Source organism: Leptospira langatensis (assembly GCF_004770615.1).
GTDB classification, from domain to species: Bacteria; Spirochaetota; Leptospiria; order Leptospirales; family Leptospiraceae; genus Leptospira_B; species Leptospira_B langatensis.
This window is the reverse complement of sequence record NZ_RQER01000004.1, coordinates 33,648-48,873: the sequence shown is the minus strand read 5'-3', so window position 1 is coordinate 48,873 and position 15,226 is coordinate 33,648. Positions and strand designations below refer to the sequence as shown.

Below are 15,226 nucleotides of genomic sequence, written 5' to 3'. Positions count from 1 at the left end.
TTTCAAATTATAAAGGCGAAAACTGACGCATTTTATCTATACCGTGGTATCTGAGGCCGGTGTCCAGATTATATCCTTGGTATTCTTTGATCATATTCGAGCGGGAAGCCTTATCATGCACATAGTTCCAGGCCATTGTGACCGCTTCCTTGGCTGCCTCACAGGAGCGATTGATCAATTCAACGAAAGAATCATTACGGATTATGCTTGGATCCGCAGGATAAGACCATTCCCTTTTTTCTTCGTTCATGATCCTCTTATCGATATGCTCTTTGAGAGGAAGCATTAGAACGGAAGATTTCACTCTATGAAAAGTAATCTTGTCTATGAGACTGAGAGCGGTACGGATGAATTTACTACGGGAATCCAGGTATTTATGAAAATATAGATAACCTAAAAAAGATTCGTTCAGTATATCTCCCGGTATGATCTTTTCTTCGGAGCCGATGTATTTGGTTTTGAACTCGTTCGGAAAGGTTTCCTTCAATCCTCGTAGCCAGAAGTTCCAGAGCATAGGATCCATTTTTTCTTTTCGATCCTTGCCTTTGAAGAGTACGTCCACATGTTGCACGAAATCGTAAGCCTTGGGAGTCATTCCCCAGCGGAAATCCAAAAGCCAGGAATCCAGTGCGAACTCGACCCTCATGTGATTGTACTGCGCCTTGGCGCTGATCTCTTTGTCCGCGCTATAATAATCCCCGGAAATGAAGAAGATATACGGATGAGTTACGATGTCTACCGCGCAGTGGATAATATAACCTAACGTGAAAGCTAGGAATCTATCTCTATAAATTCCCTCTTCTACAGTCAGGACTCGGTCCAGAAAATTCAGGACCAATTCCAAAACATTTTCGTGGTGGCTTAGGTCTCCCCAAGGTAGGGCTTTTTTCGTTCGGACCGGAGAGAGAACATGATAAAAATAAAAAATGTCGGGAGCGATTGCGCCGATGTTCGCAAACTTGCGGGTGCTTTCTTCTCTTAACAATTTGGCGATCTTTCTTTGTTCGGGTGTGCCATGGTCCAAATGTTTGCAGACCTGAGAAAGAGCTTCGAGGTGAGTGATTTTGCCTGCCATATTGGAATTTTGCCTTTGAAAAAACCCCGACCGATCGGAAAGATGGCCTAGAACTATCTAGAAAACCCTCTAACCCTATGCAATCAATAGAAAATCTTAAATTTTTGACTCCGGAAGAAGCTAGAAAAATCGCCGCAACGTACGGAACTCCAATCTTTGTTTATAGCCGAAAAGGAATCGAGAACAGCTGCGACTCCGTGCTCGCATTCCCGAACGCTTTCGGGATCACCGTCCGATTTGCGATGAAGGCAAATCCAGGTCGTACGATCCTGGAGATCCTGAGAAAAAAAGGAATTCATATAGACGCTTCTTCCGAACACGAAGTGAAGAGGGCTCTTCTTGCGGGATTTAAACCTTCCGATATCCTTCTCACTTCTCAGCAGCTTGCGAAATCCTTAAAGGAACTCATTCCCCAAGGAGTGCAGTTCAACGCTTGTTCCCTTCGACAATTAGAAGAATACGGAAAAGCATTTCCTGGCGGGGAAGTGAGCGTGCGCTTCAATCCGGGATTGGGTTCAGGCGCTACTAAGAAGACGGATGTGGGAGGAAATACTTCTTCTTTCGGGATCTGGCATGAAGAGATCGGAAAGGTCAAAGAAATACTTTCTCAATACAAATTGAAACTCGTAAGAGTGCATACTCATATAGGCTCCGGATCCGATCCGGAAGTCTGGAAGGCAGTGGCGCATTATACTCTGGAGATCGCTTCTCAGTTCCCGGATTGCAGAACAGTAAACCTGGGCGGAGGCTTTAAAGTAGGAAGGATGCAAGGGGAGAAGACTACGGATCCCCAATTGATCGGAAAGCCAGTCAAAGAACTATTCGAGAATTTCGCAAAAGAAAAAGGCATCCAACTCAAAATGGAGATCGAGCCGGGTTCTTACTTAATGGTGAATAATGGAGCCATCCTGGCCCAAGTGGACGATAAGGTTACCACTGGAGATGGAGGATTTACATTCGTAAAACTGGATATGGGAATGGATGTAAATACGAGGCCTGCCTTGTATGCAGCCAAACATCCGTTAGTTGTTATTCCGCAGAAAGATGGAGCAAAAACAGAAACCGGGGATTTCGTATACGTAGGACATTGTTGCGAGAGCGGAGATCTCATCACTCAGGAAGAAGGAGGAGGGCCTCAACTTAGAACGACCCAAACTCCGGAGATCGGGGATCTGGTCGTGATGGAGGGGGCGGGCGCTTACTGCTCTTCTATGTCTACGAAGAACTATAACTCTTATCCGGAAACGCCTGAAGTACTCATCGATTCGGACGGAAGCCTAAAGCTTATCCGCCAAAAACAAAGTCTGGAACAGATCCTACAAAATGAAGTCCTGGTTGCCCTCGGGTAATGTGCATGTACTGCTTCTCTCGGGAGGAACAGGCTCCCGAATGGGAAGTTCCTTGCCGAAGCAATTCTTGGAATTGCAAGGGAAGCCACTATTACTGTATAGCTTAGAATCTTTGCTCGAGTGGGGAAAGACCAAGAGCATTATCTTGGTATCTCATAGGGATTATATAGAAAAGACTGAAAAGATCTGTGCTCCTTTTCTGAGGGACTGGGACAGAATCGTAGAAGGCGGAGAAACGAGGCACGCTTCTACGTTAGCCGGTCTTTCCTGTTTGCAGATCGCAAACGAGGATATCATTCTGGTTCACGATGCCGCGAGGCCTTTCGTTCTAGGGGACGATCTGGATAGACTCGCTCACGCTGCCGAAACTGAGGGAGTGGCCACGCTAGCGACCCGAAACTACGAAACAGTCTTAGAGGAACAAAAGGATAGTTTTCATTTTCTGGATCGGGAGAAGATCTGGTTCATGAAAACACCCCAGGCAATCCGAGGCGATATACTGAAGAAGTTGCCGAAAGAGATCCAAGGCTTCGAGCCCACGGATCTATGTACTTGGACGGAGTTCCGGGGAATTCCGTCCAAACTTGTGGAATCGCATCCGTACAATCTAAAAATCACGCAGCCCGAGGATCTGGCATTAGCGGAGGCAATTTTACCGCTTTTTCGAGCTCTCGTAAAAAATTAGAAAAACCGAATATTTCTGATCTTATTTTCCACGCACTGTGATGCTGTCAGATCCAATGCAGAAGAAAAGGATACAAAAAGGAACTCGCATTACCACATCCCCGTTACGTTGGATTTGGCCTGCCCCTCTGCTCTCCGCTTCTTTCAGATAATCTGCGACTCCAACGGGGCTCCGATATAGAAAGCCGACTCTCGACTTTTTAAAAATGGCCTTTTGAGACTGGGAGGTATCGATTTTTCCTACAGGTTGATCGACAGCAATGTACGTTAAAGGACCGGGATATTGAACGCTTTGGCAGGCAAGTGATAGAAATAATGCCAAAATCAAAAGAAGTTTGAACGTCTTCATTTCTTTTTCTCCTCTTTTAAGTTAGCGCTATTCGTTGCGAATCCCTTAACAGAAATGCAATTGCTTATAACAAATATTCCCGTCTTATGGGTGACATCCGCGTTTAATAAAGTGTCTGCTTGGGGAAGTTTTTGGAGAGCCTGATGGACAGCTAGAGCCAGGCTATAGGCAAAACCGCAATTCTCCCCTTCTACTGCCCCTCCGGTCAGTTTCTCGGTGGAGTCTGGAATTTGTTTTCCTTCCAGATTTCCGAAGGAAAGTACGGAAACCCTTTGCGTAGTGGAACATCCGATCGCCACGACTAAAGAAAGCGCAAGTAACGTGAATCTCTTGCTAAAAATATTCATCTCATCTCCTTTAAGGAATTTTGTTTAAAGGAATGAATACAGAAAAAATGCGCAATAGATTTTACATTCATTTTTCATAATTTTCCTAATAATGAAAAAGTTATATCCTTTTTGAGATATGATCTGACTGGAAGAGATGTTTAGATAAAAGGATTATTACTATTGGATGACCTTAAGTTAGGCTCTATTCAGATTCTTGGAGAATATTGACCCAGGCAAAGGGACATTACGAATGATTAAGTTGGATGGGATTTTTGCGAGTGGAGGGACTCGAACCCCCACACATTACTGCACCAGAACCTAAATCTGGCGTGTCTACCAATTTCACCACACTCGCGAGGCTTATGGACAATTTGTAGTGAGTCGAGTTACAGTCAAGCAGATTGAATTTGTTTTGTTCCAGGAGCGCCAATTGTCCCCAGGCCTGCAAAATGCGGCCCCCACCCATCTCGGGATAGGGGGGAGTGGCCCGTGGGATCGCGATTGCCGCTATATCAGAAAAACATCAAATAAGCAACTCAAATTGACGCATGTGGGAACTATAAATCCCCTGAGTTCCTACTTTCCAACCAATCTCTGCGATTGCTCGGAAAGCTCTTCCAAATTCGATCTCATTCTGGAAGAGCCCTCAGAAATTAGGTTCGAAGACTGCTCAATAGAAGAAAGCGCCTGCACCACTTCCTTCGTTCCATTCTTCTGTTCGCTTGCGACGGATTCAATCCGTCTAGAGAGATCGAATAATTCACGGAACGATTTTAAGAAGGAATCGTGGATCTGGCCTTGGTTTTCCACTCGAGTCTGGAGTTGGTTCAGGTTCGTAACGATAGAAGAAAAACCGGACTCTTGGACGGAGACCTTTCTCTTGGTTTCTTCTGCAGCAGAGTTTCCGTTTGTGATCAACTTTGCGGCTTCTGCAATGATCTTAGAAATGGTGGAAGCATTTTCGGAGGCGCTGTCGGCTAATTTTGCTACTTCTTGCGCAACAACAGCAAATCCTTTTCCGTGATCTCCCGCTCTTGCTGCTTCGATAGATGCGTTTAATGCTAAGAGGTTTGTGCGATCGGCGATCTCTCTCATAATATCGTTTACATCCTGCACTTTTTGGAAGGACTTACTTACTTCGTTAAAATTCGTTCCGAGCACTTCCATAGCGGCAGATACATCTCGGCTATAGACTTTGGATTCTTCGGTAGTTTTGGAAAGAGATTCTGTAGAAACTCGGACCTCTTTCAGGATAGAATGAAGAGTATCGCTTTCCCTATTCAATTCTTCGATCTTGATGAACTGAGCCTTAACAAATTCCGCTGCACTGTCGGTAGAAGCCGCTAATTCTTCTAAGGAAGCACCGATCTGTTCCATACTGGAAACCTGACTCTGGATCTCCGTGTTTAGAGTATCCATCTCATTCTTCATCTCGGAAGTACTCTTGTTCAAGGCGTCTGCTTCGGAGGTGATCCTATCTTTTGTCTTCTCCGCTTCTGCAGTTTTCTGCTCTGCCTCTTTGCTAGAAGCAGCCGCAATATCGGAAACGTTCACTAAGAATTTAACTACCGAAGTAAGGATATGGATCCCCAAGATAAAGAATACGAGTTTGATCACCTCGAAGAATACGGACATCTCTTCCGCCTTATCCGTCGCGTATTTGAACTGGACCCCATTTAGCCAAGCGAAGTAATCCATGGAGAAGGTCCCGATCAAGGCCACATACCCGACGATCATGGTGGTTCTAGGCGAAAGAAGAAGCCCAGAGTAGATCATTACGAAAAAGTAAAGCATAATGAAGAAAGGCATCTTCAGAGTTCCCACCATAGCCTCTAGAGAAGCTGCAGTAACTGTAACCACGATGAAGATCAGGGAATACATCAGGATATCCAGGAATACGCAAAGCGTCACGAAGGCTGGAGAAAGTTTATCTTTTCGGATCATTACGATCTGAGCGATCCCGTATCCTAGGATAGTAAATTCGATGAGTAAGTTCAATATGGTGCTTAGGGAGATACCGTCGCCTTGCGCATTCGACACAATGGAGAGCAGGTTCACGAAGAGCATTACGATCGAAAAACCGATCCGGATCCGGTTGATGCTGATCGCTCCTTTGATGGAGAAATTAGTAGTCTGGACTAAGCTGGAAGACATATGATCACTATGATCCTTTCTTTAAATAAAATTCTTTGGATAAAATACGGACAGGGATATGTTTCCGGCCGTATTGATTTGGACTTAAGAAATCGTTCTAATTTTACAATTTCACAAACCTAACTAGGAAAATAAACTTTTCGGAGTTAGGTTAATCGGCATAGGAAATTTCAGCCGATCTTTCGCTTTTCCTTTTTCGAAAGAAAATCAGGGTCGAGAATAACCCAAAACCAGTAATGAGTAAACCCAAAAGATCTAGCCAGGCAGGCTGTAAGGACTGAGGTCTTCCGAATTCCGAAATAGTTGTATAACCTACGATCTCCAATTTCAGAACATGCAGCACGAGTAGAGGGATCCCATTGAAGACCGCATGGACGAGGATTGTCTGAAAGATCGAGTTGGTATGATACAGGATCCAGGCCAAATACACGCCGATCATGGTAGCGCTTACAAATTGCCAAGGGTTGAGATGAATGGCACCGAACAACAATGCTGAAAGCAAAAAGGCCGTCTTCACGGAATAATTCCTTAAGAATCCGTCGAGCAAAAGCCCTCTAAAGAAAAGCTCCTCAGTTACTGGCGCTACTACCGAGAGAAGAAGAAAGGACTGCAGCATATTCTCCCCGTCGAATAAACCGCCGAATGCATCGATGATCCATCTTGGCTTCGGATAGACCAAGGAAAATAGATTATCCGCTTCCGACAAGAGGATAGAAAGGCCGATCGCAGTTAGGATGAAGCTCAAGGATTCCAAGGGACGAGGTGGATCCATACGGAACACCTCGGAGGCCTTTCTTTTACTCAGTTTAAATCCGATCAGGATAGCAATCCCGAAGGCGAAAGAGTTTGTGATTCCCATTAGGATCTTTTGCTCTAACCTTACGGAGAGAAAAGAAAGTGAATAAGGAATGAGTACACTGAGTACTAAAACGAGTAATAGTAGCGGGATCGTACCAGCTACCCCTGGAAAATGTTTTTTCCTTTCTTCCAATTTAAGCCCCAACCGGAATTCTCTTACTATCCAACCAACCGGCTAAAACGATCAGAAGAATGTATCCCACTAAAGAAGAAGTGGAAAACTCTCCAATGCTTTGAGGAGGAGGCATAAAGGGTGTCACAAAGACTAAAAGAAATAGGAATCCCGAAAACAATATCATTCCATACTGACCTGCGAACCCGGGCCTAGGCTTGGTCGCTTTAAAATACAAAACTAGCCCGATCAATGTTAAAACGAATTCGGTAGCGATGGACAAGAACTTGTGATTCCAAAGACCGAAACCGATTTTCGGTCCGGAATCGAATAGGATAGGTAAATCCTGATTATGCATGGGAAGATCCAAGAAATAATGAGAAAGAACACTGATGCCGATGAGCCCCGCTATTTTATTCTTACTCGAATCGGAATACGATTTAGATTTTAATAATGTATATCTGAAGAAGACCGCAACGATAATCGCCCAAACGATCCCGGCAACGAGACTATGGGTATACGGCATAAAATAGAGATCGTAGCTATTGACCTCGTTGATCCCCGGAACAAATCGAACTCCTTCTATGCCGAACACAATGAAGATCATGAACAAAATGTCCACGAATTGGACCCCTAAGAAAGTAGTCCAAAGAGGGGTCTTAGGTTCCACCTTCTTGGCCGCAAACGCGACGCTGTAATGTCCTATAAACATGAATTCATCCTCCTCGGATCCAGGATCCGATCGGGACAAGATTTGATAGTGTCCGGGAAAAATAGCAAGAGGGATTCGAAATGGAATAAGGGTTGGGGGAAGGAAAGGAAGATCAGGCGTCTATTTTTTCGCCGTTCATTAGTTTTCCCAAAAGTCGGTTCTCTCTGTCGACAAAAGATTCGATGAACGGTTGCAGATCCTTGATCCTTGTGGATAGATTGTAACCTGCTTCCATAGTATCCACGAGAGAAGTGGCGCCAACCATCGAAGCCGCCACCTTGATCGGAGCCATGATCAATTTAACCATAGGAAGTTTGGAAAGAGAGAAGAAGAATTTCAAGGTCTCTCCTACCATACGGACCTGTTCCCTTCTGTCGTCGAACCTGCCGACAGCGCCTAACGCGGCATACAATCCTTCCTGAGGAATTATGCCGCCTTCGATCAGATTATTCTCTACCACGACCTTTGCCGTATCGAAATCCAAAGAGTCGGTGATCCGATTCAGAAGAATGATCTGATGGATATTGTCCGTCATGGATTTTCCGGCGACCGTCTTTAATTTCTCGTAGAGATTTTCGAGAGCGCTGTCTCTCTCTTCCTTATTGCTAGGGGCGTAGAGATTATTTTCGAAGAAGTCTGGGATTCCGTCGTATCCCTTGATCGAGCCGATCAAGTCCGAATACGTGTGACGCAATCTATCAATGGTGGATCTTACAACTGCTATACGAACTGGTTCGAGTTCTTTTTGATCCATTTCTATTAACAACGAAATTGAAGTTCCCCGGTTAGTCGGTCAATTGAAAAAACGAAAGACTTTGGGCTCAAGAAATTCTATCTCGTAGAAATGTACAGACGTTCTCCGAGATAGCGGATTATTCCTTAGAGACTAAAGCGTTCTCTTTCAAATTTGCGGGAAGTCTTTTCATCGATTTCTCCGCGTCGTCTTTAGAAGGGAAATTGCCTAAGCGAACCGTGAAATAACCGTTTTTGGTTTTTTTCACGTAGGACTTCCCACCAAGGGACGATTTGAGTTCATCTGCTTTTTCTTTCGTTTTGAAAGCCGCTACCTGAACGAAAAAGTCCTTATCTACTTTATGAGAAAGTTTTTTATGCGGAGTCCCAACGGATTTTTTTGATTCCTTTTCCTTGCGAACCAATTTTTTTTCAGAAGAAACGGGAGCCTCAGTCTCTATTTTGGAAGGTTCTTCTTTCTTAGCAGGAGAAGAAGGCTCCGCTCTGAGATCTACTACTTCTGCTCCGGGCGGAAGATTTCTGAATTTCACTTCTTCTTCTCGTTTGCTTTCCGAGAGCTTTGCGGACTCATCTAGGTTTTGGGTCACAGAAGAAGAGGACATCGCCTGTAAGCTTTCTCGATTCGAGTTCAGGGTTAGATCATCCTGCACCTGACCTCTTTTTCTTCCCACAGAAACACCTAAGAAGAAGAAGGAGAATAGAAGCCCCACTAAGAATAGGGATAGTAGAGTGATCCTTTTATTATCTAGATTAATGACGTAGAAAACTTTTTCTTTCATTTCATTCTTCCCCTCAATTCAGAGTACAATCGTTCGCATTCTTTGCGAAGGTCTCCCAAGTCCCCTAGGTTCTTAAGAGTATAGTCGGCTTTCTCGGCTTTTTCCTGAAGAGAAAGCTGGTTTTTGGCCCTGGCTTCCACTTCTTCCAGACGGATCCCATCCCTTTCGGAAGCCCTTTTTAAGGAGGAGGCAAGATCCGAGACCACGCATACGGTAGCATCGCAAAGAGTATAAGAGTCCGTCTCGAATAAGAGCGGAACCTCCCACGCAACCAGAGTGTCCTTTGTTTGCCTTGCGAGTATCTCGGAGAATTCCTGGCGGATCCTGGGATGCACGATCCCATTCAGCGCCTTTAGCTTCTCCGGATCCCCAAAGACCAATTTGGCAATCCTCTTCCGATCCAGGGCACCTGAATCATCTAGGATCTCCTTGCCCAAGGCTTGGACCAATTCCTCTCGGACCGGACTGTCCGGTTCGGTGAATTTTCGGGCTATTTCATCCGCACTGATCCGAAAGGCTCCCAGCTCCTCGAAAATACGGGTAACCGTGGACTTCCCACCCCCGATCATGCCGGTGATCCCGACAAGAAAACTCTCATCTGTTCTGGAAGCAGAGCGAGTCATTCGGAAAACGTATAGAAGAAGCTGTTTTAGTACAAGCCTTTTCGTGATTTCTATTTTAGAATTACTTCTTTCCAAATGAGATCGGCTTGATAGATACGAAGAATGAAATACTTGGAAACTTCTCAAATCATCCCTTCGAAAGGAATGTCCTATACGATGTACGAGATCGAAGGAGAGGACCAGATTCTGAGAATGCTAACTTATATTCCGGACACGGACGAGATCCATGTCTATCCCAAGCCACCGGTAAAGAAGTTATACAAGCCCGAGCTTTGCAAACATGTAGAGGATCTGGTATTTACGGAACTATGGAAATTGGGAGAAGAAAGAAAGAAGGGATAAGTTGGATTTGGCTCCGGGCAGAATCGAACTGCCGACACAAGGATTTTCAGTCCTCTGCTCTACCGACTGAGCTACAGAGCCGAACCCAGAACCAAATTACTGAGTCGGGGCTAGGCGTCAATGGAAAATCCTAAATTAGACTCTTCCTCTTCCTTCGATACTCCGGAGACCCTCCTCTTACGAGAGAAGATGGTCCAGGAGCAGATCGCAGGAAGAGGGATCCGAGACGAGAGAATACTCGCCGCTTTTTTGAAAGTTCCCAGACATATCTTTCTTCCGGAAGAAGTCCGACATCTCTCCTACGAGGACAGAGCCATCCCGATCGGAGAAGAGCAGAGTATCTCTCAGCCTTATATTGTGGCGTATATCGTGGATCGGCTCCAGATTTCTTCGGCGGATACTGTGTTAGAGATTGGGACGGGTTCCGGATATCTTTCCGCCATTCTGGATGCAATGGGGGCAAAGATCCTCTCCGTGGAAATTTTTCCGGAGTTAAGGAGAAGGGCAGTCTCCGCACTGGAAGCCTGGTCTCCGGGATTCACGAACAGGAATCGCATCTTAGAAGGAGATGCTCTTCTGCTTACCAAAGGAAAAACGAGATTTACCAAGTTTGTTTCCTCTGCTTGCTTTCCTAAAATTCCCTCTGAAACAAGCCCACTCTTCGATTCTTTAGAGGAGAATGGGATCGCAGTCCTACCGGTGGAGTTAAAGGAAAATTTCCAGTTCCTACTTACGCTCAAAAAGGAGAAGGGCCGCCTCATCGAGACGAACCGACTCTCCGTGAAATTCGTTCCTTTGCTAGGAAGGACGGAAATTCTTTAGGTTTTCGTAAACGAATATAAGAAAGCGAACATTGATCTTTAGAACGATCGATCTACGAGAGAAAGAAAAACTCCCCAGGCCTTCGTCGGAAGGCCCAGAAGTAGCTTTATAAAAATGGAATGTTTAGATCTCGTGTTTATATCCGAATCTGTACTGAGTTCCACCCAATACGATCGGATAAGCAACGCTCGGAGCAAGTCCTAAGGCGCCGCCCAAAGAGGATGGGTGAGCGATCCCGTATTTGAAAGAATACAAAGTCTCGGCTTCCATATAAATGTGGCCCTTATCGGAAATCCTGGATTGGGCACCGATCAACCAGTTCGGAGCGAATCCGGACACAGTAAAAGTGGTTTTTTCCCAGTTCGCTACAGGAGAAGTTCCATCAGCAAGAAGATCGCTGATTTGAGTGGCACCCGGCACGGCCGCCAAGAATTGGTGAACGTCTTCCGCTCTATTGCTTCCTTCTAAGGTCCATCCGCCTTTGAAGTAGTGCGCACCTGCGCCGATATAGAAAGAAGTATTTTCAGTTGCGGAAAGTTTGATACCCACATTCACGGGGATTTGAACCGCGTTGTAATCCCAAGTAACATCGTAGAATTGATATCCAAGAAATGAGGAAGTAGTATCTCCTCCCATTACCTTGCGAGTATAATGCGCGTTGACTCTCCAGAAGAATGCCTTTCCGAAATCCTGCTCAAATCCTAAGGACAGGACTATACCGGACATTGCGCCACTCGCCTTGGTCTTGATCAAACCGTCAGTCGTATGTTGCAGGGTCAAAAGCCTGTCCTCGGGAATGATCACTCTACGAGGGAGGATCCCAGGTGTTCCATCGGATGCGGTAGATGAGTAGTTACTGGATGCATTCAATCCATCAGTAGCGATGGTGTTTCCCAGGCTTCCCAAATCGAACTGGAGACCTAAGCTTCCCATGACATAGGATTTTGCATCAGCGTAGCCGAACGGTATTAAGAGTAGAAGGGCAAGAGAGGCCCATTTGTTTCGGATCATACGTCATCAAACAAACCGTGAGCTCTTGGATCAAGCGGGAAGATCGTAATCAGTATTACTTTCTCTGTGCAACGGCCGGAGACAAAACTAAAAATTAATCCTTTGGAATTACGGACCCTTGTTCCAAGGTCTACAAATAAAAAAGGCCCTCCATTCGGAGAGCCTTTACATACTTTATGAAAATCTAATGATTAGATTTCGTGCTTGTATCCGAATCTGTATTGAGTTCCACCCAATACGATAGGATAAGCAACGCTCGGAGCGAGTCCTAAAGCACCACCCAAAGAAGATGGGTGAGCGATACCGTATTTGAAGGAATACAGTGTCTCAGCTTCCATGTAAATATGTCCTTTGTCGGAAATTCTGGATTGAGCACCGATCACCCAGTTTGGAGCGAATCCAGCAACGGAGAAACGAGTGTTTTCCCAGTTTGCAACTGGAGAAGTTCCGTCTGCTACAAGGTTACTCAACTGAGTCGCACCTGGAACAGTTGCCAAGAATTGGTGAACGTCTTCTGTTCTGTTGCTTCCTGCTAAGCTCCATCCACCTTTGAAGTAGTGAACCCCTGCACCGATATAGAAAGAAGTATCTTCGGTTGCGGAAAGTTTAATACCTACGTTCACAGGGATCTGAACAGCGTTGTAATCCCAAGTAATATCATAGAATTGATATCCGAGGAAGTTCGCAGTGGTCTGACCGCCGCTTACTTTACGAGTATAGTGCGCGTTCACTCTCCAGAAGAAAGCCTTTCCGAAATCTTGCTCGTATCCTAGGGACATCACAAGACCGGACATTGCACCATTCGCTTTGGTTTTGATCAAACCGTCGGTAGTGTGTTGCAGAGTCAGCAATCTGTTCTCAGGAATGATTGCACGACGTTGCAAAATACCTGGGGTTCCGTCAGTTGCAGTCGATGAGTAATTGCTGGAAGCATCCAAACCGTCTGTTGCAATTGTTTGCCCCAAACTTCCTAAGTCGAATTGGAGTCCCAAACCTCCAGTGATGTAGCTTTTCGCGCTTAAGCCGGCAGTAGATGACAGGACGGCGAAAACTAGCAAAGCTTTCGTAATGTTACGAACCATTTAAATAGCTCCTTAAACTTTTCGTATTGTAGAGAGATTTTCACTTGAACCATTTATGTCTATACTGGGCCCAAGCATAGGACAGGACTCTAACGGTCGGGACCTGAGTGTCAAACAGATATTCGCAGTAAGGGAAAAAAGTCTGTTGGATTAGAATTTTATTTTGAACAATAGTTAGATAAAATAATATTGCAGCGGAATTTAAGCATCGCAACACAAAGTTTGTGACTAGATTGTATCGAATCGTGACAAACTAACGAACGATAGTTCGTCTTTTTCATTCAAATTTTCAAATATGAAAACTCCTTGCAAGTTGAGTACCTTAGGATCTACTGGAAGGAACCGTTGGGGGTGGGACGAAGTTCGTCTCTGAGAGAGTCCCCGGAACCTGATCAGGATAATGCCTGCGAAGGGAAACGGAAAGAAAAAGTCTAGTCGGTCTTTCGATCGGAACGGATCCCGAAGATTACAATTTTCGCATAAACTTTTTTCGTCTCCTTCTTCCTTTGCACCTAGTCGGATCCCGGAATTTCCCCTCAACATAGGGAGTATGTTATGGAATCCAATCAACGCACGGTCTCATCCGAGTTCGAGATCCCCAAAAAAGAAATCAAATTAACGAACGGCAGCGTTTACAGCGCGTATAGTACAGAGGGTCCGTGGAAGGACGGGTGGAATCCTTCCGACTGGACTGCGGGAATTCCCAAGCTCAGGGAAAAATGGGTACGCGCACGAGAAACGGGACAAATGCCTGTAGAAAACCATTCCCAAATGCACTTCGCAAAGCAAGGATTGATAACCGAAGAGATGAGATACGTCGCTCTTCGTGAAGGAATGGATCCTGAGTTTGTAAGGAGCGAGATCGCGAGGGGAAGGGCAATCATTCCTTCGAACAAGAAACATTTGGAATTGGAGCCGATGATCATCGGCAAGAATTTCCTGGTCAAGATCAACGCGAATATAGGGAATTCGGCTCTTTCTTCTTCCATACAAGAAGAAGTGGAGAAGCTGCGTTGGGCGACCAAGTGGGGAGCGGATACTGTGATGGATCTTTCTACCGGAAAGAATATCCATGAGACAAGAGAATGGATCATCCGAAATTCTCCCGTTCCGATCGGCACGGTTCCCATTTACCAAGCTTTGGAAAAAGTCAAGGGCAAGGCGGAGAATCTCAGTCTTTCCGTATTTCTGGAAACTCTCGAAGAACAAGCGGAGCAAGGAGTGGATTATTTCACGATTCATTCCGGAGTCCTTCTGAGATACATTCCTCTGACTGCAAATAGGGTGACCGGCATTGTTTCTAGAGGCGGTTCCATCATTGCAAAATGGTGTCTGGCACATCATCAGGAGAATTTTCTTTATACAGGTTTCGAAGAGATCTGCAAGGTGATGAAAAAGTACGGAGTCTCCTTCTCCTTAGGAGATGGTCTTCGTCCTGGCAGCATTGCGGATGCGAACGACGAGGCGCAGTTCGCAGAGTTGAGAACTTTGGGCGAGTTAACCCAGATCGCTTGGAAAGAGGACATCCAGGTCATGATCGAAGGTCCGGGGCATGTGCCTATGGACAAGATCAAGGAGAATGTGGATCTGCAAATGGAGATCTGCAAGGAGGCTCCGTTCTATACGTTAGGACCTCTTGTAACCGATATAGCCCCCGGTTACGATCATATTACTTCTGCGATCGGGGCCGCTATGATCGGTTGGCATGGTACAGCAATGCTTTGCTATGTTACTCCTAAAGAACATCTAGGCCTGCCGGATCGAGAAGATGTGAAGCAAGGAGTGATCGCTTATAAGATCGCGGCTCATGCCGCAGACTTGGCTAAGGGACATCCGGGAGCCAAAGAAAGAGATAATCTGTTGAGCAAGGCTCGCTTCGAGTTTAGATGGGAGGATCAATTTGCACTCTCTCTGGATCCGGATACGGCTCAGTCCTTCCATGACGAGACCCTTCCCCAGGATAGAATGAAGACAGCGCATTTTTGTTCCATGTGCGGACCTCATTTCTGCTCCATGCATCTGACCCAGGAACTCAGAAAGTATGCGGAAGAAAAAGGGATCTCCAGCGACGAAGCAATGGAAGAAGGTCTCAAGGAAAAATCCGAGGAATTCATGAGAAAAGGAGCTAGCGTATATGTTTCTTCCGAGTAGCTTGACCTTTCTGTAAAAAGATCGGATCTTGGCTCGGATTT

The 15,226-nt window shown here is 45.5% G+C and carries 16 protein-coding genes, 2 tRNA genes and 1 riboswitch; of the genes, 5 read left to right on the top strand and 13 right to left on the bottom strand.

Annotated elements, in window-relative coordinates; all coding sequences use genetic code 11:
• Nucleotides 1-7: 7 nt before the first annotated feature.
• Nucleotides 8-1,075, bottom strand: a complete 1,068-nt coding sequence (locus tag EHO57_RS04425; RefSeq protein ID WP_135646329.1) for a zinc dependent phospholipase C family protein — start codon at nucleotides 1,073-1,075, stop codon at nucleotides 8-10.
• A 77-nt stretch (nucleotides 1,076-1,152) separates the two neighbouring features.
• On the opposite strand from EHO57_RS04425, the gene EHO57_RS04420 reads away from it, so the two are divergent.
• Entirely contained in the window at nucleotides 1,153-2,424 is a 1,272-nt protein-coding gene (locus tag EHO57_RS04420; protein ID WP_135646330.1) for a diaminopimelate decarboxylase, read from the top strand.
• Nucleotides 2,399-3,109: an IspD/TarI family cytidylyltransferase gene (locus EHO57_RS04415; protein ID WP_135646331.1), complete on the top strand. Its 711-nt coding sequence runs from the start codon at nucleotides 2,399-2,401 to the stop codon at nucleotides 3,107-3,109. The genes EHO57_RS04420 and EHO57_RS04415 overlap by 26 nt, the downstream gene beginning before the upstream one ends.
• A 21-nt stretch (nucleotides 3,110-3,130) precedes the next feature.
• Here EHO57_RS04415 and EHO57_RS04410 read toward each other — a convergent pair whose 3' ends face one another.
• The 9 genes from EHO57_RS04410 to coaE all read right to left on the bottom strand — a co-directional run bounded on the left by EHO57_RS04410 (nucleotide 3,131) and on the right by coaE (nucleotide 9,777).
• Nucleotides 3,131-3,457, bottom strand: a complete 327-nt coding sequence (locus EHO57_RS04410) for an LIC10260 family lipoprotein (protein ID WP_135646332.1) — start codon at nucleotides 3,455-3,457, stop codon at nucleotides 3,131-3,133.
• Nucleotides 3,454-3,804 (bottom strand): hypothetical protein, encoded by a 351-nt coding sequence (locus EHO57_RS04405; protein WP_135646333.1) that lies wholly within the window; start codon nucleotides 3,802-3,804, stop codon nucleotides 3,454-3,456. The genes EHO57_RS04410 and EHO57_RS04405 overlap by 4 nt, the downstream gene beginning before the upstream one ends.
• Nucleotides 3,805-4,059: 255 nt before the next feature.
• Nucleotides 4,060-4,141, bottom strand: a tRNA-Leu gene (locus tag EHO57_RS04400).
• 221 nt (nucleotides 4,142-4,362) lie between these two features.
• Nucleotides 4,363-5,940 (bottom strand): methyl-accepting chemotaxis protein, encoded by a 1,578-nt coding sequence (locus EHO57_RS04395; RefSeq protein ID WP_135646334.1) that lies wholly within the window; start codon nucleotides 5,938-5,940, stop codon nucleotides 4,363-4,365.
• A 151-nt stretch (nucleotides 5,941-6,091) separates the two neighbouring features.
• The gene (locus EHO57_RS04390; RefSeq protein WP_135646335.1) at nucleotides 6,092-6,931 is read right to left on the bottom strand and encodes a CPBP family intramembrane glutamic endopeptidase; all 840 of its coding nucleotides are present in this window, start codon (nucleotides 6,929-6,931) and stop codon (nucleotides 6,092-6,094) included.
• Nucleotide 6,932: 1 nt separating this feature from the next.
• Nucleotides 6,933-7,622, bottom strand: coding sequence for a hypothetical protein (locus tag EHO57_RS04385; RefSeq protein WP_135646336.1), 690 nt, complete (start codon nucleotides 7,620-7,622; stop codon nucleotides 6,933-6,935).
• A gap of 112 nt (nucleotides 7,623-7,734) precedes the next feature.
• Nucleotides 7,735-8,376, bottom strand: a complete 642-nt coding sequence (locus tag EHO57_RS04380) for an FFLEELY motif protein (RefSeq protein ID WP_135646337.1) — start codon at nucleotides 8,374-8,376, stop codon at nucleotides 7,735-7,737.
• A gap of 118 nt (nucleotides 8,377-8,494) precedes the next feature.
• Nucleotides 8,495-9,154, bottom strand: a complete 660-nt coding sequence (locus tag EHO57_RS04375; protein WP_135646338.1) for an SPOR domain-containing protein — start codon at nucleotides 9,152-9,154, stop codon at nucleotides 8,495-8,497.
• Nucleotides 9,151-9,777 carry a dephospho-CoA kinase gene (gene coaE, locus EHO57_RS04370; RefSeq protein WP_135646339.1) on the bottom strand — a complete coding sequence of 209 codons (627 nt, stop codon included), beginning with the start codon at nucleotides 9,775-9,777 and terminating at the stop codon, nucleotides 9,151-9,153. Before coaE ends, EHO57_RS04375 begins: the two co-directional genes overlap by 4 nt.
• A 102-nt stretch (nucleotides 9,778-9,879) precedes the next feature.
• Between coaE and EHO57_RS04365 the strand changes: the two genes are divergently transcribed.
• Nucleotides 9,880-10,119 (top strand): hypothetical protein, encoded by a 240-nt coding sequence (locus tag EHO57_RS04365; RefSeq protein WP_135646340.1) that lies wholly within the window; start codon nucleotides 9,880-9,882, stop codon nucleotides 10,117-10,119.
• Between the two features lie 8 nt (nucleotides 10,120-10,127).
• Here the strand turns inward: EHO57_RS04365 and EHO57_RS04360 are convergent.
• Nucleotides 10,128-10,200, bottom strand: a tRNA-Phe gene (locus EHO57_RS04360).
• 39 nt (nucleotides 10,201-10,239) lie between these two features.
• Here EHO57_RS04360 and EHO57_RS04355 point away from each other — a divergent pair.
• Nucleotides 10,240-10,941: a protein-L-isoaspartate O-methyltransferase family protein gene (locus EHO57_RS04355; RefSeq protein ID WP_135646341.1), complete on the top strand. Its 702-nt coding sequence runs from the start codon at nucleotides 10,240-10,242 to the stop codon at nucleotides 10,939-10,941.
• Nucleotides 10,942-11,064: 123 nt separating this feature from the next.
• Here EHO57_RS04355 and EHO57_RS04350 read toward each other — a convergent pair whose 3' ends face one another.
• Together EHO57_RS04350 and EHO57_RS04345 are read right to left on the bottom strand one after the other, a co-directional pair.
• On the bottom strand, nucleotides 11,065-11,952 hold the full coding sequence (locus tag EHO57_RS04350; protein WP_135646342.1) for a porin OmpL1: 888 nt from the start codon (nucleotides 11,950-11,952) through the stop codon (nucleotides 11,065-11,067).
• Between the two features lie 191 nt (nucleotides 11,953-12,143).
• Complete coding sequence (locus EHO57_RS04345) at nucleotides 12,144-13,034, bottom strand: porin OmpL1 (protein WP_135646343.1); 891 nt, start codon at nucleotides 13,032-13,034, stop codon at nucleotides 12,144-12,146.
• A 337-nt stretch (nucleotides 13,035-13,371) separates the two neighbouring features.
• A riboswitch (TPP riboswitch) is annotated at nucleotides 13,372-13,466 on the top strand.
• A gap of 123 nt (nucleotides 13,467-13,589) precedes the next feature.
• On the opposite strand from EHO57_RS04345, the gene thiC reads away from it, so the two are divergent.
• Nucleotides 13,590-15,185, top strand: coding sequence for a phosphomethylpyrimidine synthase ThiC (gene thiC / locus EHO57_RS04340; protein WP_135646344.1), 1,596 nt, complete (start codon nucleotides 13,590-13,592; stop codon nucleotides 15,183-15,185).
• Nucleotides 15,186-15,226 lie beyond the last annotated feature (41 nt).